This window comes from Serratia nevei (assembly GCF_024160145.1).
In the GTDB taxonomy this organism is placed as follows: Bacteria; Pseudomonadota; Gammaproteobacteria; order Enterobacterales; family Enterobacteriaceae; genus Serratia; species Serratia nevei_A.
This window is the reverse complement of sequence record NZ_JAMYWQ010000031.1, coordinates 16,445-32,490: the sequence shown is the minus strand read 5'-3', so window position 1 is coordinate 32,490 and position 16,046 is coordinate 16,445. Positions and strand designations below refer to the sequence as shown.

Below are 16,046 nucleotides of genomic sequence, written 5' to 3'. Positions count from 1 at the left end.
TCAATGGCTACTATCACCGTCAGAAATTTGGACGACGAAATCAAAGAGCTGCTGCGTATTTCAGCGGCGAAAAACGGCCATTCCATGGAAGAGGAAGCGCGCATGATCCTGAAACAGGCGCTGGTGAAAAAGCCGCCGCGCTATGGGTTAGGAACACGCATGCATCAGTACTTCGCCGAATTCGGCGGCGTTGAGTTGGAGATCCCCCCACGTGATGAAGCCCCTCATCGTATTGTCAACTTTGATGAAGACGATGAAAAATGATTGTGCTGGATACCAACGTCGTTTCGGAATTGCTGCGGCCGGCGCCTCACTACAATGTATTGCGCTGGTTAGATGAGCAGGATACGTATCGGTTCTATTTGAGCGCCATCGTGGTTGCGGAGCTGTATACGGGCATCGCCTGCATGCCTCACGGCAAGAAACAGCTCGAACTGCAAACTAACCTCGGCGACATGCTGCAGGAAGAGTTTTCAGACAGAATCTTACCCTTTGACGTCGGCTGTGCGATGCAGCATGCGGAATTAATGGGCGCCAATCGCCGCCGAGGCATTGGCGTCAGCATGCCGGATACCCAAATCGCCGCCACCTGCCTGCATTACGGTGCCGCCCTGGCCACCCGCAACACCAAAGACTTCCTCCACTGCGGCATCGAGTTAATCGATCCGTGGCAGGCGCCGACCGGCCGTCGGTTGCATGAGGATGCGGCGGAATACTACGTGATGAGCAGGAAGTCCTGACCGGGCCGCAGCGACGCGGCCCGCGCCAAGAGCGTCAGGCGTTTTCCCTGGCGGTTTGATGGCCGTTGGCCGACTCTTTCTTCTCCATCGGCAACGGAATATACGCGCGGATCAATAGCCCGCCGCGTTCGCTGGTGCCGATATCCAGTTCGCCGTCGTGCGCGTCGATAATGCGCTGCACGATCGCCAGCCCCAGACCTGTGCCGCTGGTGCTGCGCGCGCTGTCACCGCGTACGAACGGCTGCAACAGGTGCTTCAATTCTTCCGGCTTGATGCCCGGGCCGTCATCCTCCACCTGGAACCAGCCGCGCTGCAGCTCGCGGCCGCTGCTGACCTTGATCCAGCCGTTGCCGTAACGCGCCGCGTTCACCACCATGTTCACCGCCGCCCGCTTAATCGACAGCGGATGCACGTTCATCATCAGCTCGCCCGGCGACAGCGCGGTTTCAATCACCCGCTCATAGCCGCTCTCCGCCGCGACCACCTCGCCCAAAATGGCGTTCAGATCGCTGCTTTCGGTCGGCATCTCCTGCCCGGTGCGCAGGTAATCGATGAACTGCTCGATGATGGCGTTGCACTCTTCGATGTCTTTATTGATCGACTCGGCCAGATAGCCGTCTTCGGCGCTCATCATCTCCGTCGCCAGGCGGATACGCGTCAACGGCGTGCGCAGGTCATGGCTGACCCCGGCCATCAGCAAGGTGCGGTCATCCGCCAGCTGCTTGACGCCCGACGCCATCTGATTGAATGCGCGAGTCACCGACCGCACTTCGGAAGCGCCATACTCGCGCAGCGGCGGCGGAATGATGCCTTTGCCCACCTGCAGCGCCGCATGCTCCAGCTCCACCAGCGGGCGGTTTTGAATGCGGATAAACAGCCAGGCGCCGCCGATCGCCAGCAGCATGATCGCCAGCGTATAGCGGAACAGCGGAGAGAAGTCGCCCTGGTGGATTTCCGTCAGCGGTACGCGCACCCAGATATCGGGCTGCAGCCAGGTTTTCAGCCACACCACCGGGGAGTTCTTGTTCACCTCCACCCGCACATCGGTCGGCCCGCCGAGCTGCTGCGCCATCTGCTGGCTGAGGAACTGGTAGTGCTGCGCCCAGCGCAGGCCGCTCTCCTCCGCCGCCGAGTTGGTGTAGAGAGAGATGCCCAGTTCGCGGTAGATCTCACGGCGGAACGCCGGCGGCACTTCCAGCAGCGTGCCGTCCTCCAGCTGCAGCCGATCGGTCATCAGCATACGCACTTCGTACGCCAATACCTTGTTGAACTGCTGCAGACTGGGCAGGATGGCGAAGTTCAGCACCACCAGATAGGTCGTCACCAGGCTGACGAACAGCAAGGTGACGATCAACAACAGGGTTCGGGCAAACGAGCTACGCGGTGAAAAGCGCAATCGCCTCATGCCTTGCTGCCGTCCGGGACGAACACGTAGCCGAGACCCCAAACGGTCTGGATATAACGCGGATGCGCCGGATCTTCTTCCACCATGCGGCGCAGGCGCGAGATCTGCACGTCGATGGAGCGCTCCATGGCGCTGTATTCGCGGCCACGCGCCAGGTTCATCAGCTTATCGCGCGACAGCGGTTCACGCGGGTGGCTGACCAGCGCCTTCAGGACCGCGAACTCGCCGCTGGTCAACGGCATCGGTTCGTCTTCGCGGAACATCTCGCGGGTGCCGAGGTTCAGCTTGAATTTGCCGAATGCGATCACCGCCTCTTCCTGCGAAGGCGCGCCCGGCAGTTCGTTAGCCTGGCGGCGCAGCACCGCGCGGATGCGAGCCAACAGCTCACGTGGGTTGAACGGCTTAGGAATGTAGTCGTCAGCGCCGATTTCCAGCCCGACGATACGATCGACCTCTTCGCCTTTGGCGGTGACCATAATGATTGGCATCGGGTTACTTTGGCTGCGCAGGCGGCGGCAGATGGACAGCCCGTCTTCGCCCGGCAACATCAGATCAAGCACCATCAGATGGAAAGATTCACGGGTCAGCAAGCGATCCATTTGCTCAGCGTTGGCAACGCTGCGAACCTGGAAGCCCTGCTCGGTTAAATAACGTTCTAAAAGCGCGCGCAGGCGCATGTCATCATCGACAACCAGGATCTTATGATTCTCTTGCATGGTATTACTCCCAAAGGCTTTATTGCCTGACTCGAATATTGTTAGAAAACCGTGCCATTTGAGACAGCGTTTAATGGTATGTATTCTAGACGAAATTGTTACAAAGCTTATTCTTTTCCCCATTTATCAACAATTTTCATCGAATGTCGACGGGGGTTCGTCAAAATTCCGCCCTTTATCGGCGCAATGTGGGGCAGAGGCCCAATTTTGCGCACTTTCGCCACCGGCCAACCGCCCGGTGGCGTGTCGATAGCGAATCAGGACGTTTGCAGGAAACGCGCCAGCTGCCGGCGCAGCTGCCGGTTCTCTTGCTGCAGCGCATCAACCCGATCGAGCAGCGTCAGCGCCATGGCGATCCCCGGCCAATCCAGATCCAGCTCGGCCCGCAGCCTGCGCGCACGCTGTAGATGGCTGAGCGCCGGGTAATCGAACTCCCAGCTCGGCTGCGCCGGCTCCAGCGGCACGATCACGCCCAGCCCGACGATCTCGACCAGTTCATCCTCTGAAATCTCCACCCTCTGACACAGTTCCACCACGGTGAATGTGATCTCTTTTTTCATCATGTGCTTTACTCCCATTCCGCGCGCGGGTTGAACGCCGCCTGTTCAGCCAGTTCTCGCCACAGGGCGCTGGCCTTCTCGTTCGGCTTCGGCGGCATCACCACCTTGAGAATGACATACAGATCGCCGGGCTCTTTCTTGCCCGCCAGCCCCTTGCCCTTGACCCGCAGCCGTTTGCCGCTCTGGCTGCCGGCCGGCACGGTCAGCGCGATTTTGCCGGTCAGCGTCGGCACCTCGATGCTGGCTCCCAGCGCCGCCTCCCACGGGGCGAGCGGTGCCACGATGCTCAGGTTGTGGCCGTCAATCTCGAACAGCGGATGCGGCGCGAGACGGATGACCAGATACAGGTCGCCGTTCTGGCCGCCGCCCACGCCGGCAACGCCCTGCCCCTTGAGGCGAATGCGCTCGCCGTCGCCCACGCCGGCCGGGATTTTCACGTTCAGCGTTTTGCTGGCTTCGCTCACCTGCCGCCCCAGTTCGTCATACACCGGCAGCTTGTAGGAGATCTCGCGGCTTTGGCCATGCAGCGTTTCCTCGAGGAACAGCGGCACCTCCATCTCGAGATCCTGCCCGCGGAAGCCATGCCCGCCGTGCGAGTGCGAGGCGGAGCGATGCCCGCCCGCCGCCCGCTCGCCGAACATGCTTTCGAAGAAATCGGAGAAGTCTTGCGCGTCGGCGCCGCCGCCGTGCCATGAAGCGCTCTGCTGATAGCCGCCGCGATCGCCGCGCGCCTGGCGGCCAAAGTTCGGATCGTTGCGGTGTAGCCGGATCTGATCGTACTCGACGCGACGCTCTTCGTCCTTCAGCACCTCATAGGCTTCGGCCAGCTCCTTGAATTTGCTCTCGGCGTCTTCTTCGGTGCTCACGTCAGGGTGATATTTACGCGCCAGCCGGCGGTAGGCCGTTTTGATGGTTTTCAGATCGGCGTTGGGCTCAACGCCCATCGTTGCGTAGTAATCTTTAAATTCCATGCGGTAATACCTTCAATGTGTTGGGTTGTGCGCCAAAATTCCTTGTCTCTCTCGCCAGATATCCTCCTTTCGTCACATTCCTTTTCCGCTATCGCTAAGCATACTCCCGATTGTTAAAAGCTGCGCAACCTGAATAAAAACCGTGCGACAAGGCGCAGGCCCGCGCGCCATTTCTAAAGCCCCGCGCATTCACGTACACTGTGGCGGTGGCCCCATAAAGATAAATCGCGATGAGAACTCAACTGATAACCCGTGAAGGGTATGACAAGCTCAAACAAGAGCTGGATTATCTCTGGCGCGAAGAACGCCCCGAGGTGACCAAAAAAGTGACCTGGGCCGCCAGCCTGGGCGACAGAAGCGAAAACGCCGACTACCAATACAACAAGAAACGGCTGCGCGAAATTGACCGCCGCGTCCGCTATCTGACCAAATGCCTGGAGCAGTTGAAGATCGTCGATTACTCTCCGCAACAGGAAGGCAAAGTGTTCTTCGGCGCCTGGGTGGAAGTCGAGAACGAAGACGGCGAGACCAAACGCTTTCGCATCGTCGGTTACGACGAGATCTTCGGCCGCAAGGATTACATCTCCATCGACGCGCCGATGGCGCGCGCCCTGCTGAAAAAAGAGGTCGGGGACGTCGCCACCGTCAATACGCCGCTGGGCGAGGCGCAGTGGTATGTAAACGAGATAGACTACCCGAAGTAAGCTTTCAGCTTTTTCCGAACCGCCGCCAACGCCGCCGCCTGCGCAGTTCTTCACGCCGCAGCCGCGCGGCGGCGGCCCGCTCCGCTGGCATTTTCCGCGATCAATCCGTATAACTGTCCCCTGTTTATTCACCGTTCTCAATACAGATACCAGACCTATGAATGACCCACTGAGCCGCATTATTGCAACAGAACTGCAGGCCCGGCCGGAGCAAGTCGACTCCGCCATCCGTCTGCTGGATGAAGGTAATACCGTGCCCTTTATTGCACGCTATCGTAAGGAAGTCACCGGGGGCCTGGACGACACCCAACTGCGCCAGCTGGAAACCCGCCTGGGTTATCTGCGTGAACTGGAAGATCGTCGCCAGACTATCCTGAAGTCGATCGATGAACAGGGCAAACTGACCGAACAACTGGCGGGGGCGATCAACGCCACGCTGAGCAAGACCGAACTCGAAGACCTCTACCTGCCGTACAAACCGAAGCGCCGCACCCGCGGCCAGATCGCCATCGAAGCCGGTCTGGAACCGCTGGCGGACGCACTGTGGCAGGATCCGCAACAGCAGCCTGAGCAGCTGGCTGAGCGCTACGTCGACGCCGACAAGGGCGTAGCGGACGTCAAAGCCGCCCTCGACGGCGCGCGCTATATCCTGATGGAACGCTTCGCCGAAGACGCCACGCTGCTGGCCAAGGTGCGCGACTACCTGTGGAAAAACGCCCATCTGGTGTCCAAAGTGGTCGAGGGCAAGGAAGAAGAAGGCGCCAAGTTCCGCGACTACTTCGATCACCACGAACCGATTTCCCAGGTGCCCTCGCACCGCGCGCTGGCGATGTTCCGCGGCCGCAACGAAGGGGTGCTGCAACTGGCGCTGAACGCCGATCCGCAATTTGAGGAAGCGCCGCGCGAAAGCCAGGCGGAGCTGATCATCATCAATCACCTCAACCTGCGCCTGAACAACGCCCCGGCCGACGCCTGGCGCAAGGCGGTGGTCAACTGGACCTGGCGCATCAAGGTGCTGTTGCATCTGGAAACCGAGTTGATGGGTACGGTGCGCGAACGCGCGGAAGACGAAGCGATCAACGTCTTCGCCCGCAACATGCATGATCTGCTGATGGCCGCGCCGGCCGGCATGCGCGCCACCATGGGCCTCGATCCGGGCCTGCGTACCGGGGTGAAAGTGGCCGTGGTCGACGCGACCGGCAAGCTGGTGGCCACCGACACCGTCTACCCGCACACCGGGCAAGCGGCCAAAGCCGCCGCCATCGTCGCGGCGCTGTGCATCAAACACCACGTGGAGCTGGTGGCCATCGGCAACGGCACCGCTTCGCGTGAAACCGAGCGCTTCTATCTCGACCTGCAAAAACAGTTCGCCGAAGTCCGGGCGCAGAAAGTGATCGTCAGCGAAGCGGGCGCGTCGGTGTACTCCGCGTCCGAACTGGCGGCGCAGGAGTTCCCGGATCTCGACGTGTCGCTGCGCGGCGCGGTGTCCATTGCCCGCCGCCTGCAGGATCCGCTGGCGGAGCTGGTGAAGATCGACCCGAAATCCATCGGCGTCGGCCAGTATCAGCACGACGTCAGCCAGAGCCAGTTGGCGAAGAAGCTGGACTCGGTGGTGGAAGACTGCGTGAACGCCGTCGGCGTCGACCTGAACACCGCGTCGGTGCCGTTGCTGACCCGCGTGGCCGGCCTGACACGCATGATGGCGCAGAACATCGTCAACTGGCGCGACGAGAACGGCCGCTTCAGCAACCGTGAACAGCTGCTGAAGGTCAGCCGCCTGGGGCCGAAAGCCTTCGAACAGTGCGCCGGCTTCCTGCGCATCAACCACGGCGACAACCCGCTGGACGCCTCCACCGTTCACCCGGAAGCCTATCCGGTGGTGCAGCGCATTCTGGCCGCCACCGAGCAGGCGCTGCAGGATCTGATGGGCAACGCTTCGGCGGTGCGCAGCCTGAAAGCGGTCGACTTCACCGACGACAAGTTCGGCGTGCCGACGGTCACCGACATCCTGAAAGAGCTGGAGAAGCCGGGCCGCGATCCGCGTCCGGAGTTCAAAACCGCGACCTTTGCCGAAGGGGTGGAAACCCTCAACGATCTGCAGGTGGGTATGATCCTGGAAGGCTCGGTGACCAACGTCACCAACTTCGGCGCCTTCGTGGATATCGGTGTGCATCAGGATGGCCTGGTGCACATCTCCTCGCTGGCGGACAAGTTCGTTGAAGATCCGCACACCGTGGTGAAGGCCGGCGACATCGTCAAAGTGAAGGTGATGGAAGTCGATCTGCAGCGTAAACGCATCGCGCTGAGCATGCGCCTGGATGAGCAGCCGGGCGAAGGTTCACCACGCCGCGGCGGCAACGCGCCGGCACAGCCACGCGACAACGCCAACCGAACGGCAGGCGGTAACAAGGCCAAACCGCGCAACGCGGCGCCGGCCGGCAACAGTGCCATGGGCGACGCGCTGGCGGCGGCGTTCGGTAAGAAACGCTAAATCGGAACCGGAAGGGCGGAGCCAGCTCCGCCCTTTTTTGTTAAAAAATCTTGCGGCATTCTTTGACCCGGCTCAATAAACCACCGTCTTTTTATTTCCCCTATCTGTGTGACCGCCCTCCCATTATTCAAGCAACAAAAATCCCCTCCGCAGCCGTTTATTAACAACTTGGTTAACAGGCATGTTTCATTTTGCGAATTGTGGGCGAAACACAAATGGTTACCGCTCGCATTACGATGGAATAATGTTATTGAATTGCCTTTCGCAAGAAATAAATAAGAAAAGCACGCCATCAACATTTGCAAACGAGAAAACTCGGCTACAAATACGCAACTGATTTAACTCGCCATTCTCATTTGTTCCCGGCTACGAGCAGTGGTAAAACGGGGTTTATCAAGACGACGCAGCCAAAAACTGCCGCCGCCATAATAATTGGTTACAATACCCTTACTTTTTGTATTGAGTGGGATAATGATAATTACTATTATTTGCGCTCACTTTATTGCATGACCTTATGGATGAATGCGCCGACGGCGTGGCATTTTCGCCGGCAACGTCCAATTATCATCAGCCCGATGCTCATCGGCACCCGGAAGGTTAATCACATGCAGCTTCAACCTAAACACACGTATAAAATTGTCGGCTTTTCCGGTGAAATTGCGCCGGCCTACCGCCAGAAACTGTTATCGCTCGGCATGCTGCCCGGCTCTTCATTCGAAGTGGTGCGCGTCGCGCCGCTGGGCGATCCGATAGAAATTAAAACTCGCCGCGTCAGCCTGGTGCTGCGCAGGAAGGATCTGGCGCTGCTGCAGCTCGACGCCCAATCCTGAACCGGCACGCTCTCCGTTTGCCGACGCACCTTGCGCCGGCGCTGTTCTCCTTGAAGACGACACGCTGAACTATGAAAAAACTCACCATCGGCTTAATCGGCAACCCGAACTCCGGCAAAACCACGCTGTTCAACCAGCTCACCGGCGCACGCCAGCGGGTCGGCAACTGGGCGGGCGTGACGGTCGAACGCAAAGAAGGCCATTTCACCACCCCGCAGTCCGACGTGCGGCTGGTCGACTTGCCCGGCACCTATTCCCTGACCACCATTTCAGAGCAAACCTCGCTTGATGAGCAGATCGCCTGCCACTACATCTTGAGCGGCGACGCCGATCTGCTGATCAACGTGGTCGATGCCTCCAACCTGGAGCGCAACCTCTACCTGACGCTGCAGCTGCTGGAGCTGGGCATTCCCTGCATCGTGGCGCTGAACATGCTCGACATCGCCAAAAGTCAGCATATCGATATCGACGTCGCCGCACTGTCGGCGCGCCTCGGCTGCCCGGTAGTGCCGATGGTTTCCACCCGCGCCGACGGCATCGGCGTGCTGAAGCAGATGATCGACAATCATCGCATCAACGAACAGCAGGCGCTGGTGAACTACCCGCCGCTATTGCTGAAAGAGGTCGCCACGCTGAGCGATGCCATGCCACAAACGCTGCCGGCGGTGCAGCGCCGCTGGCTGGCGCTGCAGATGCTGGAAGGCGACATCTACAGCCACCATCTGGCCGGCGCCGCTGTCGCACTGTTGCCTGCGGCCACCCAGGCGTTGCAACAGCAGCAGCAAGAGGATCCGGCGCTGGTGATCGCCGACGCGCGCTACCAGTCCATCGCCGCCCTGTGCGACGCGGTCAGCAATTCGCAACAGGCGATGCCCAATCGCCTGACCGACATGCTGGATAAGGTGATCCTCAACCGCTGGCTGGGCGTGCCGATCTTCCTGCTGGTGATGTACCTGATGTTCCTGCTGGCGATCAACATCGGCGGCGCGCTGCAGCCGATCTTCGAGATCGGCTCGGCGGCGATCTTCATCCAGGGCATTCAGTGGCTAGGCTACACCCTGCACTTCCCCGACTGGCTGACCGTCTTCCTGGCGCAGGGGGTCGGCGGCGGTATCAACACCGTGCTGCCGCTGGTGCCGCAGATCGGCATGATGTACCTGTTTCTGTCGTTCCTGGAAGACTCCGGCTACATGGCGCGCGCAGCGTTCGTGATGGACCGCCTGATGCAGGCGCTCGGGCTGCCGGGCAAATCCTTCGTGCCGCTGATCGTCGGCTTCGGCTGCAACGTACCGTCAATCATGGGCACCCGCACGCTGGACGCCCAGCGCGAGCGCCTGATCACCATCATGATGGCACCGTTCATGTCCTGCGGCGCCCGTCTGGCGATCTTCGCGGTGTTCGCCGCCGCCTTCTTTGGCCAGGACGGCGCCGGGGTGGTGTTCTCGCTGTACCTGCTCGGCATCGCGGTGGCAATCCTCACCGGCCTGGTGCTGAAATACACCATCATGCGCGGCGAAGCCTCGCCGTTCGTGATGGAGCTGCCGGTCTACCACGTGCCGCACCTGAAAAGCCTGCTGCTGCAAACCTGGCAGCGGCTGAAAGGCTTCGTGCTGCGCGCCGGTAAGGTGATCGTGGTGGCCAGCATGTTCATCGGCGGCCTGAACAGCTTCTCGTTCAGCGGCAAGACGGTCGACAGCATCAACGACTCCGCGCTGGCCTCGGTCTCCAAGGTGCTGACGCCGCTGCTGCAGCCGATGGGCGTGCACAGCGACAACTGGCAGGCCACCGTCGGCCTGGTGACCGGCGCGATGGCGAAAGAAGTGGTGGTCGGCACGCTGAATACGCTGTACACCGCCGAGCACATCAACAAGGAAGCGTTCGACGCCGCCAGCTTCAACCTGTTGGGTGAGCTGGGCGGCGCGCTGCACCAAACCTGGGAGGGCCTGAAAAACACCTTCAGCCTGAGCGTACTCGCCAACCCGATCGAAGCCAGCAAGGGTGACGGCGAGATGGGCGTCGGCTCGATGGGCGTGATGAGCAGCAAATTCGGCTCGGGCATCTCCGCCTACAGCTACCTGATCTTCGTGCTGCTGTATGTGCCTTGCGTCTCGGTGATGGGCGCCATCGCCCGTGAATCGAGCCGCGGCTGGATGACCTTCTCTATTCTGTGGGGGCTGAACGTGGCCTACTCGCTGGCGACGCTGTTCTATCAGGTGGCCACCTTCAACCAACACCCGCAGTATAGCCTGACGGCGATCCTGGTGGTCGTGGCGGTGAACCTGCTGGTGCTGTTCGGCCTGCGCCGGGCGCGCAGCCGCGTTACGGTGCGCCTGGGCAACGCTACGCCGGCGGCCTGCTGCCAGGGTGCCAAAGGGAGCTGTCACTGATGGCCGGGCTGCTGCAGGTGCGCGATGCGCTGGCGCTGCTCGGCAGCGCCCAGGCGCAGCAGCTCAGCCAATCGCTGGCGACGCCGCTGCCGCTGGTGCAGGCAATGCTGGACCGTTTGACGGCGATGGGGAAAGTGGAGCGCATCGAACAGGATGACGGCGCCTGTCTGAGCGGCAGCTGCAAAAGCTGCCCGCAGGGCCAGGAGTGCAGCACGGTCGTCTATCGGCTGAAAGCCTGAAGATCAGGGCGCCGCGGATGGGCGCCCCTTTACCGTTGAAGGCTTATTGCTTGTCTTTGTACACTTCGGCGATGGCGCTGAATTTACCGTGCTCGCGGCCCGCCAGGATCACGTAGTATTGGCCGCCCTTTTCGTCCGCCAGTTTGGACAGCTCATCCTTGGCATCCATCGGCGAGGTGGTCTGCGCCGTGGTGGTCACGGTGCCGATCTTCTCGTATTTACCCGGGTTCTTATCCAGATCTTCCTTGGTCAGCAGGGTTGCCGCCATGGAGCCGAAAGACACCGAACCCAGCACTGCCGCTGCAATAATCATCTTCAATGATTTCATGACACTAACCTCTCAATGGATAATTTATCTGTTATGAAAGCCGTCAAGAATCCATGCGCAGTACAGCAGGCTGCCGCGACATCCTCAGGCCTCGTTGCTTTCCCTGACGGGGCCTGTTTCCCAGAGACGAAACGCCAAAATGAAAAGCGCCGCACGCGGTCTTTTCATTTTGCAGCCAACGCATTGACCCACTAAGTATCGAACAGCTTTGTCTTTTATCCACCCGGCGGCGTTTTTTTTCGCGCCCTATCGTGCGTTTTCACGCCGTATTCAATGTGCTGCAATAAACGCTTCGATCATCGTCACAAATTCTTCGGGGTGAGAGATAAACGGCGCATGAGCGGCCTTGGCCACGATCTGCGATGAGGAATTCGGCCAGGCGACATCCAGCAGCTCGGCGACCTTGCGCGGCACCAGCCCGTCCAGATAGCCGTAGATGCGCAGCAGCGGCAGTTCCAACGCCGCCAGAGGCGCGCGCAGATCGGCGGTGCGCAGGATCTCCAGCCCGCCGTTCAACACCTCGACGCTCGGCGTCGGCTGGTTGAGCACTACCGCTTTCAGCTGGCGCGCATCCTGACGCGCGCTCTCGGTGCCCAGCGTCTGCAGCGCCAGAAAACGCTCGACGGTGCGCTGAAAATCCAGGCTCAGCTGGTGCTGGAAACCGCTCAGCACGTCCGGGCGGATCCCCGGCCACTCATCGCGGGCGGCAAAGCACGGCGAGGAGGCCACGGTGATCAGCCCCTTGAGCCGCTGCGGCTGCATCAGCGCCGCCTGGCTGGCCACCAGCCCGCCAAGCGACCAGCCTAGCCACCAGGCCTGCTGCGGGGCGGCCGCCAGCACGATCTCCGTCATCTGCTCCAGCGACAGGGCGCCGAATCCCTGACTGCGGCCATAACCCGGCAGATCGACCAGGTGCAGGCGAAAATGCGGCGCCAGTCGCGCCTGAATGCAACTCCACACTTCCGCGTTCAATCCCCAGCCGTGCAGCAGCACAAGATCGCGTTCACCTTCACCTATTGTTTGCCAGTACAGCGCTGTCATTGGTTATTGTCCTTTCATACTTATCCGTCACGGGGGCTCTATGCTATCAATCCGCAGCCGCTGTTGGCTATGTCGGCAGCCGTTGAGCCTGATGCGTCATGGCATCTGCAGCTGCTGCCTGCGCCATCTGCCGGCCCGCCCGCCGTGTTGTCCGCGCTGCGGATTGCCCGCCGGGGAGACGCAAATGCCCTGCGGCCGCTGCCTGCAACGGCCGCCGCCCTGGCAGCGGCTGGTGTTCGTCAGCGACTACGTTGCGCCCCTCAGCCAACTGGTAAAAAGGTTCAAGTTTCACCGCGCGCCCGAGCTGGCACCGGCGCTGGCGCGCCTGATGCTGTTACGCTGGCAGCAGGCACGCAGAGAGCAGTATCTGAACAGACCCGACCTGATTTTAGCGGTACCCTTGCATGCATCACGCTGCTGGCGCCGTGGCTATAACCAGAGCGATCTGCTGGCCCGGCCGCTGGCGCGCTGGCTGGGCTGCGCCTATCGGCCTGCCGCCTTGCGCCGGGTACGCAAGACCGCCCTGCAACAGCGGCTGAGCGCCGGAGCGCGCAGGCGCAATCTGCAGCACGCGTTCGTCTGTACCGCCCCGGTCGCCAACCGACATATCGCCCTGGTGGATGACGTGGTGACCACCGGCAGTACCGTCGCGGAGATCGCGGCGCTGCTGCGGCGGCAAGGCGCCGCCTCGGTGCAGATCTGGTGCGTTTGCCGCACGTTGTAGTGCCACGGCAATGGGCGTATTATAACCGACTATAGAAGTCAACTATTGAGCTAATGCTATGATCCGTATAACAGATGCTGCACAGGAACACTTTGCCAAACTGCTGGCAAATCAAGAAGAAGGCACCCAAATCCGCGTATTCGTGATCAACCCGGGCACGCCGACGGCCGAATGCGGTGTCTCTTATTGCCCGCCGGACGCGGTAGAAGCGACGGATACCGAACTGACGTTCGACAAACTGTCCGCCTATGTCGATGAGCTGAGCGCACCGTATCTGGAAGACGCCGAAATCGACTTCGTGACCGACCAACTGGGTTCTCAGCTGACGCTGAAGGCGCCGAACGCCAAAATGCGCAAGGTCGATGACAACGCGCCGCTGATGGAGCGCGTGGAATACGTGCTGCAGTCGCAGATCAACCCACAGCTGGCGGGCCACGGCGGCCGCGTGACGCTGATGGAGATCACCGACGACAACATGGCGATCCTGCAGTTCGGCGGCGGTTGCAACGGCTGTTCGATGGTCGACGTCACGCTGAAAGAAGGCATTGAGAAAGAGCTGCTGCAGAAGTTCCCGGAGCTGAAGGGCGTGCGTGATTTGACCGAGCACCAGCGTGGCGAGCACTCTTACTACTGATTCCCCTTCTTACTTGAAGTTGCAGCGTTGTTGGCTGCGTGCGCGCACCCCAGTCACTTACTTAAGTAAGCTCCTGGGGATTTACGCACTTGCCGCCTAGCTGCAACTCCAATTAATTCGGGTATCCATCATTTGGATAGGGCTACGGTTCTCATCCTTTGTCTTAATACAACGACACTCGTTCGTTACCCCACCGACACCTTGCGCCGCCGCTTGTCCACATCCTTCAGCAGCCGGTTTATCCGCGGGTCGGCGAACATCTCCTCCAGCGTTTGGGTCAGCTTGCGCCGCCAGTTAGGGTACTGATCGCTGGTGCCGGGAATATTGACCGGATCGGCCATGTCCAGCCAGTCTTCCGGCTGCAAGCCGAGCAGGGCGCTGGCGCTGTCGGCGACATAACGCTGCAGGCCGCGGTTGAGCAGCGGGTTCATGGCGAGTGACGCCGCCTTCTTGCCCACCTTCTGCGGCACGCAACCGTAGTGATGCAACCCATCCAGCAACCCCTGCTTGGCGCGTTCCCGATCGGCGAACAGCTCCCGCAGAACCTCCGCGTCCGGGTAAAGCCCCAGCCGGTCGCCGAGCGTCAGATCGCCGCTTTGCCAAAAGCCGCGCAGCGTCGGCAAATCGTGGGTAGTGATAGTCGCCATCGCCTGCACCGGATACGCCTGTGGCGCGCGGAAATGGTGTTCACCGTCGCTTTCGAAATACAGCACTTTGTAGGAATAGACGCCGCTGTCGCGCAGCTTGCCGACGATCTCCACCGGCACCGTGCCAAGATCCTCGCCGATCACCATGCAGCGGTGGCGCTGGCTTTCCAGCGCCAGCACCGCCAGCAGATCGTCCACCGGGTATTTGACGTAGGCGCCGCGATCGGCGGTTTCGCCGTAAGGGATCCACCACAGCCGCAGCAGCGCCATGACGTGATCGATACGCAGCGCGCCGCAGCTGGTCATGTTGGCGCGCAAAAGATCGATAAACGGCTGATAACCGCGCGCCGCCATCACGTGCGGATCCATCGGCGGCAGGCCCCAGTTTTGCCCCAACGGCCCCAGGATGTCCGGCGGCGCGCCGACCGACGCTTTCAGGCAATACAGCTCGCGGTCGCACCAGGTTTCCGCTCCGCCCTCCGCCACCCCGACCGCCAGATCGCGATACAGACCAATCGGCATCTGCTGCCGCTGACTCTGCTCAAAACACTGCGCGAACTGCGTGGCCGCCAGCCACTGCAGCCACAGGTAAAAACGGACTTCATCCTGATGTTCGTCGCAGAACTGCCGCACCGCTTCACCCTGCCCCTGCCGATAGCGCTCAGGCCAGGCCGGCCAGCCCCACTGGCTGGCGTCTTTGGCCGCCAGATGGGCATGCAGCGCGTCGAATGCCGCCTGCTGATGCAGGCTGCCGCCGCCGTCCGCCACGAACCGTTCGAACGCCTGACGCTGCGCGTCGTTCGGCTTGCGCGCCTGAAACAGCGGGAACGCCAGCTTCAACGCCGCCAGCTTCAGCTGCATCACGGCGGTGTAATCCACCCACTCCGCCGCGCGCGCCTTGGCCAGCTGCTTTTGCGTCGCCGGCTTCTGCCACCAGCGCTGCGCCGCGTCGCTGCGCTGGAAATCCTCCACCGCGTTGACGTCGATATACGCCAGATTCAGCCAGCGGCGCGACGAGGGGCTGTAGGGGCTGGCGCTCTCCGGGTTGGCCGGATACAGCGCATGGATCGGATTGAGACCGACAAAGGCACCGCCGCGCTCCCCCACCTGCTCCACCATCAGACGCAGATCGCCGAAATCGCCGATGCCCCAGTTGCGATCGGAACGCAGCGTATACAGCTGAACGCAGGCGCCCCACAGTTTCTTGCCGGTCAACAAGGCGTCCGGCTCGAAACAGCGCCTCGGCGCGACGATCACTCGGCATGGCCACTGCCGTGCGCCCTGGCTCAGCGTCAACTGGTGGTAGCCCGCCGGCAGATCGCCGGGCAGCGTCAGGGTCTTGCGCGCGCCGACGCGCCCCTGCAGGCATGTGCCGTCTTCACGCTGCAGCGCCCACAGGTAGTCGCCTTCGCCCGCCGGGGTCAGCGCCAGCGGCGCGCCCTGATAGAACACCTTGACCGCCGGTAACGGCGATACCGCCCCTTCCTGCGCGGCATCGGCCCGGTTCATGGCCGCCAGCAGCTTGCGCTTGGTCTGCGGTTCAATCGCCTGCCGCTTGCCGTGGGCATTGATAAAATCGGCAGCGATCCCCGCCTGCGCTGCCGCCTGATCGATACGCTTGCGATCCAT

At 61.3% G+C, this 16,046-nt stretch carries 16 protein-coding genes; 9 read left to right on the top strand and 7 right to left on the bottom strand.

Annotation, left to right across the window (positions count from 1 at the left end; genetic code table 11):
* Positions 1–3: 3 nt before the first annotated feature.
* Positions 4–264 carry a FitA-like ribbon-helix-helix domain-containing protein gene (locus M6G53_RS18975; protein ID WP_015379309.1) on the top strand — a complete coding sequence of 87 codons (261 nt, stop codon included), beginning with the start codon at positions 4–6 and terminating at the stop codon, positions 262–264.
* Positions 261–740, top strand: coding sequence for a type II toxin-antitoxin system VapC family toxin (locus tag M6G53_RS18970; RefSeq protein ID WP_015379310.1), 480 nt, complete (start codon positions 261–263; stop codon positions 738–740). The genes M6G53_RS18975 and M6G53_RS18970 overlap by 4 nt, the downstream gene beginning before the upstream one ends.
* Positions 741–774: 34 nt before the next feature.
* Here M6G53_RS18970 and envZ read toward each other — a convergent pair whose 3' ends face one another.
* From envZ to cbpA, 4 genes are all read right to left on the bottom strand, one after another.
* On the bottom strand, positions 775–2,145 hold the full coding sequence (gene envZ, locus M6G53_RS18965; RefSeq protein WP_038881686.1) for a two-component system sensor histidine kinase EnvZ: 1,371 nt from the start codon (positions 2,143–2,145) through the stop codon (positions 775–777).
* Positions 2,142–2,861, bottom strand: coding sequence for an osmolarity response regulator transcription factor OmpR (gene ompR / locus M6G53_RS18960; protein WP_004709363.1), 720 nt, complete (start codon positions 2,859–2,861; stop codon positions 2,142–2,144). The genes envZ and ompR overlap by 4 nt, the downstream gene beginning before the upstream one ends.
* Positions 2,862–3,118: 257 nt before the next feature.
* Complete coding sequence (locus tag M6G53_RS18955; RefSeq protein ID WP_049202813.1) at positions 3,119–3,424, bottom strand: chaperone modulator CbpM; 306 nt, start codon at positions 3,422–3,424, stop codon at positions 3,119–3,121.
* A 5-nt stretch (positions 3,425–3,429) separates the two neighbouring features.
* The gene (gene cbpA, locus M6G53_RS18950; protein ID WP_253333732.1) at positions 3,430–4,392 is read right to left on the bottom strand and encodes a curved DNA-binding protein; all 963 of its coding nucleotides are present in this window, start codon (positions 4,390–4,392) and stop codon (positions 3,430–3,432) included.
* 230 nt (positions 4,393–4,622) lie between these two features.
* Here cbpA and greB point away from each other — a divergent pair, with 230 nt between their 5' ends.
* From greB to M6G53_RS18925, 5 genes are all read left to right on the top strand, one after another.
* Complete coding sequence (gene greB / locus M6G53_RS18945; protein ID WP_038878177.1) at positions 4,623–5,096, top strand: transcription elongation factor GreB; 474 nt, start codon at positions 4,623–4,625, stop codon at positions 5,094–5,096.
* Positions 5,097–5,253: 157 nt separating this feature from the next.
* Positions 5,254–7,587 (top strand): Tex family protein, encoded by a 2,334-nt coding sequence (locus M6G53_RS18940; RefSeq protein WP_253333730.1) that lies wholly within the window; start codon positions 5,254–5,256, stop codon positions 7,585–7,587.
* Between the two features lie 605 nt (positions 7,588–8,192).
* The gene (feoA, locus tag M6G53_RS18935; protein WP_253333771.1) at positions 8,193–8,417 is read left to right on the top strand and encodes a ferrous iron transporter A; all 225 of its coding nucleotides are present in this window, start codon (positions 8,193–8,195) and stop codon (positions 8,415–8,417) included.
* Positions 8,418–8,488: 71 nt separating this feature from the next.
* Positions 8,489–10,804: a Fe(2+) transporter permease subunit FeoB gene (gene feoB, locus M6G53_RS18930; protein WP_253333728.1), complete on the top strand. Its 2,316-nt coding sequence runs from the start codon at positions 8,489–8,491 to the stop codon at positions 10,802–10,804.
* Positions 10,804–11,043 carry a FeoC-like transcriptional regulator gene (locus M6G53_RS18925; protein WP_253333726.1) on the top strand — a complete coding sequence of 80 codons (240 nt, stop codon included), beginning with the start codon at positions 10,804–10,806 and terminating at the stop codon, positions 11,041–11,043. Before feoB ends, M6G53_RS18925 begins: the two co-directional genes overlap by 1 nt.
* 43 nt (positions 11,044–11,086) lie before the next feature.
* Here the strand turns inward: M6G53_RS18925 and M6G53_RS18920 are convergent, their stop codons facing one another.
* Positions 11,087–11,371 carry a YdgH/BhsA/McbA-like domain containing protein gene (locus tag M6G53_RS18920; protein ID WP_049202818.1) on the bottom strand — a complete coding sequence of 95 codons (285 nt, stop codon included), beginning with the start codon at positions 11,369–11,371 and terminating at the stop codon, positions 11,087–11,089.
* Positions 11,372–11,641: 270 nt separating this feature from the next.
* Positions 11,642–12,412, bottom strand: a complete 771-nt coding sequence (gene bioH, locus M6G53_RS18915; RefSeq protein WP_253333725.1) for a pimeloyl-ACP methyl ester esterase BioH — start codon at positions 12,410–12,412, stop codon at positions 11,642–11,644.
* A 40-nt stretch (positions 12,413–12,452) separates the two neighbouring features.
* On the opposite strand from bioH, the gene gntX reads away from it, so the two are divergent.
* Together gntX and nfuA are read left to right on the top strand one after the other, a co-directional pair.
* Positions 12,453–13,136, top strand: coding sequence for a DNA utilization protein GntX (gene gntX, locus M6G53_RS18910; RefSeq protein ID WP_253333723.1), 684 nt, complete (start codon positions 12,453–12,455; stop codon positions 13,134–13,136).
* A 58-nt stretch (positions 13,137–13,194) separates the two neighbouring features.
* Positions 13,195–13,770, top strand: a complete 576-nt coding sequence (gene nfuA / locus M6G53_RS18905) for a Fe-S biogenesis protein NfuA (RefSeq protein WP_253333721.1) — start codon at positions 13,195–13,197, stop codon at positions 13,768–13,770.
* A 185-nt stretch (positions 13,771–13,955) separates the two neighbouring features.
* Here the strand turns inward: nfuA and malQ are convergent, their stop codons facing one another.
* Positions 13,956–16,046 carry a 4-alpha-glucanotransferase gene (gene malQ / locus M6G53_RS18900; RefSeq protein WP_253333719.1) on the bottom strand — a complete coding sequence of 697 codons (2,091 nt, stop codon included), beginning with the start codon at positions 16,044–16,046 and terminating at the stop codon, positions 13,956–13,958.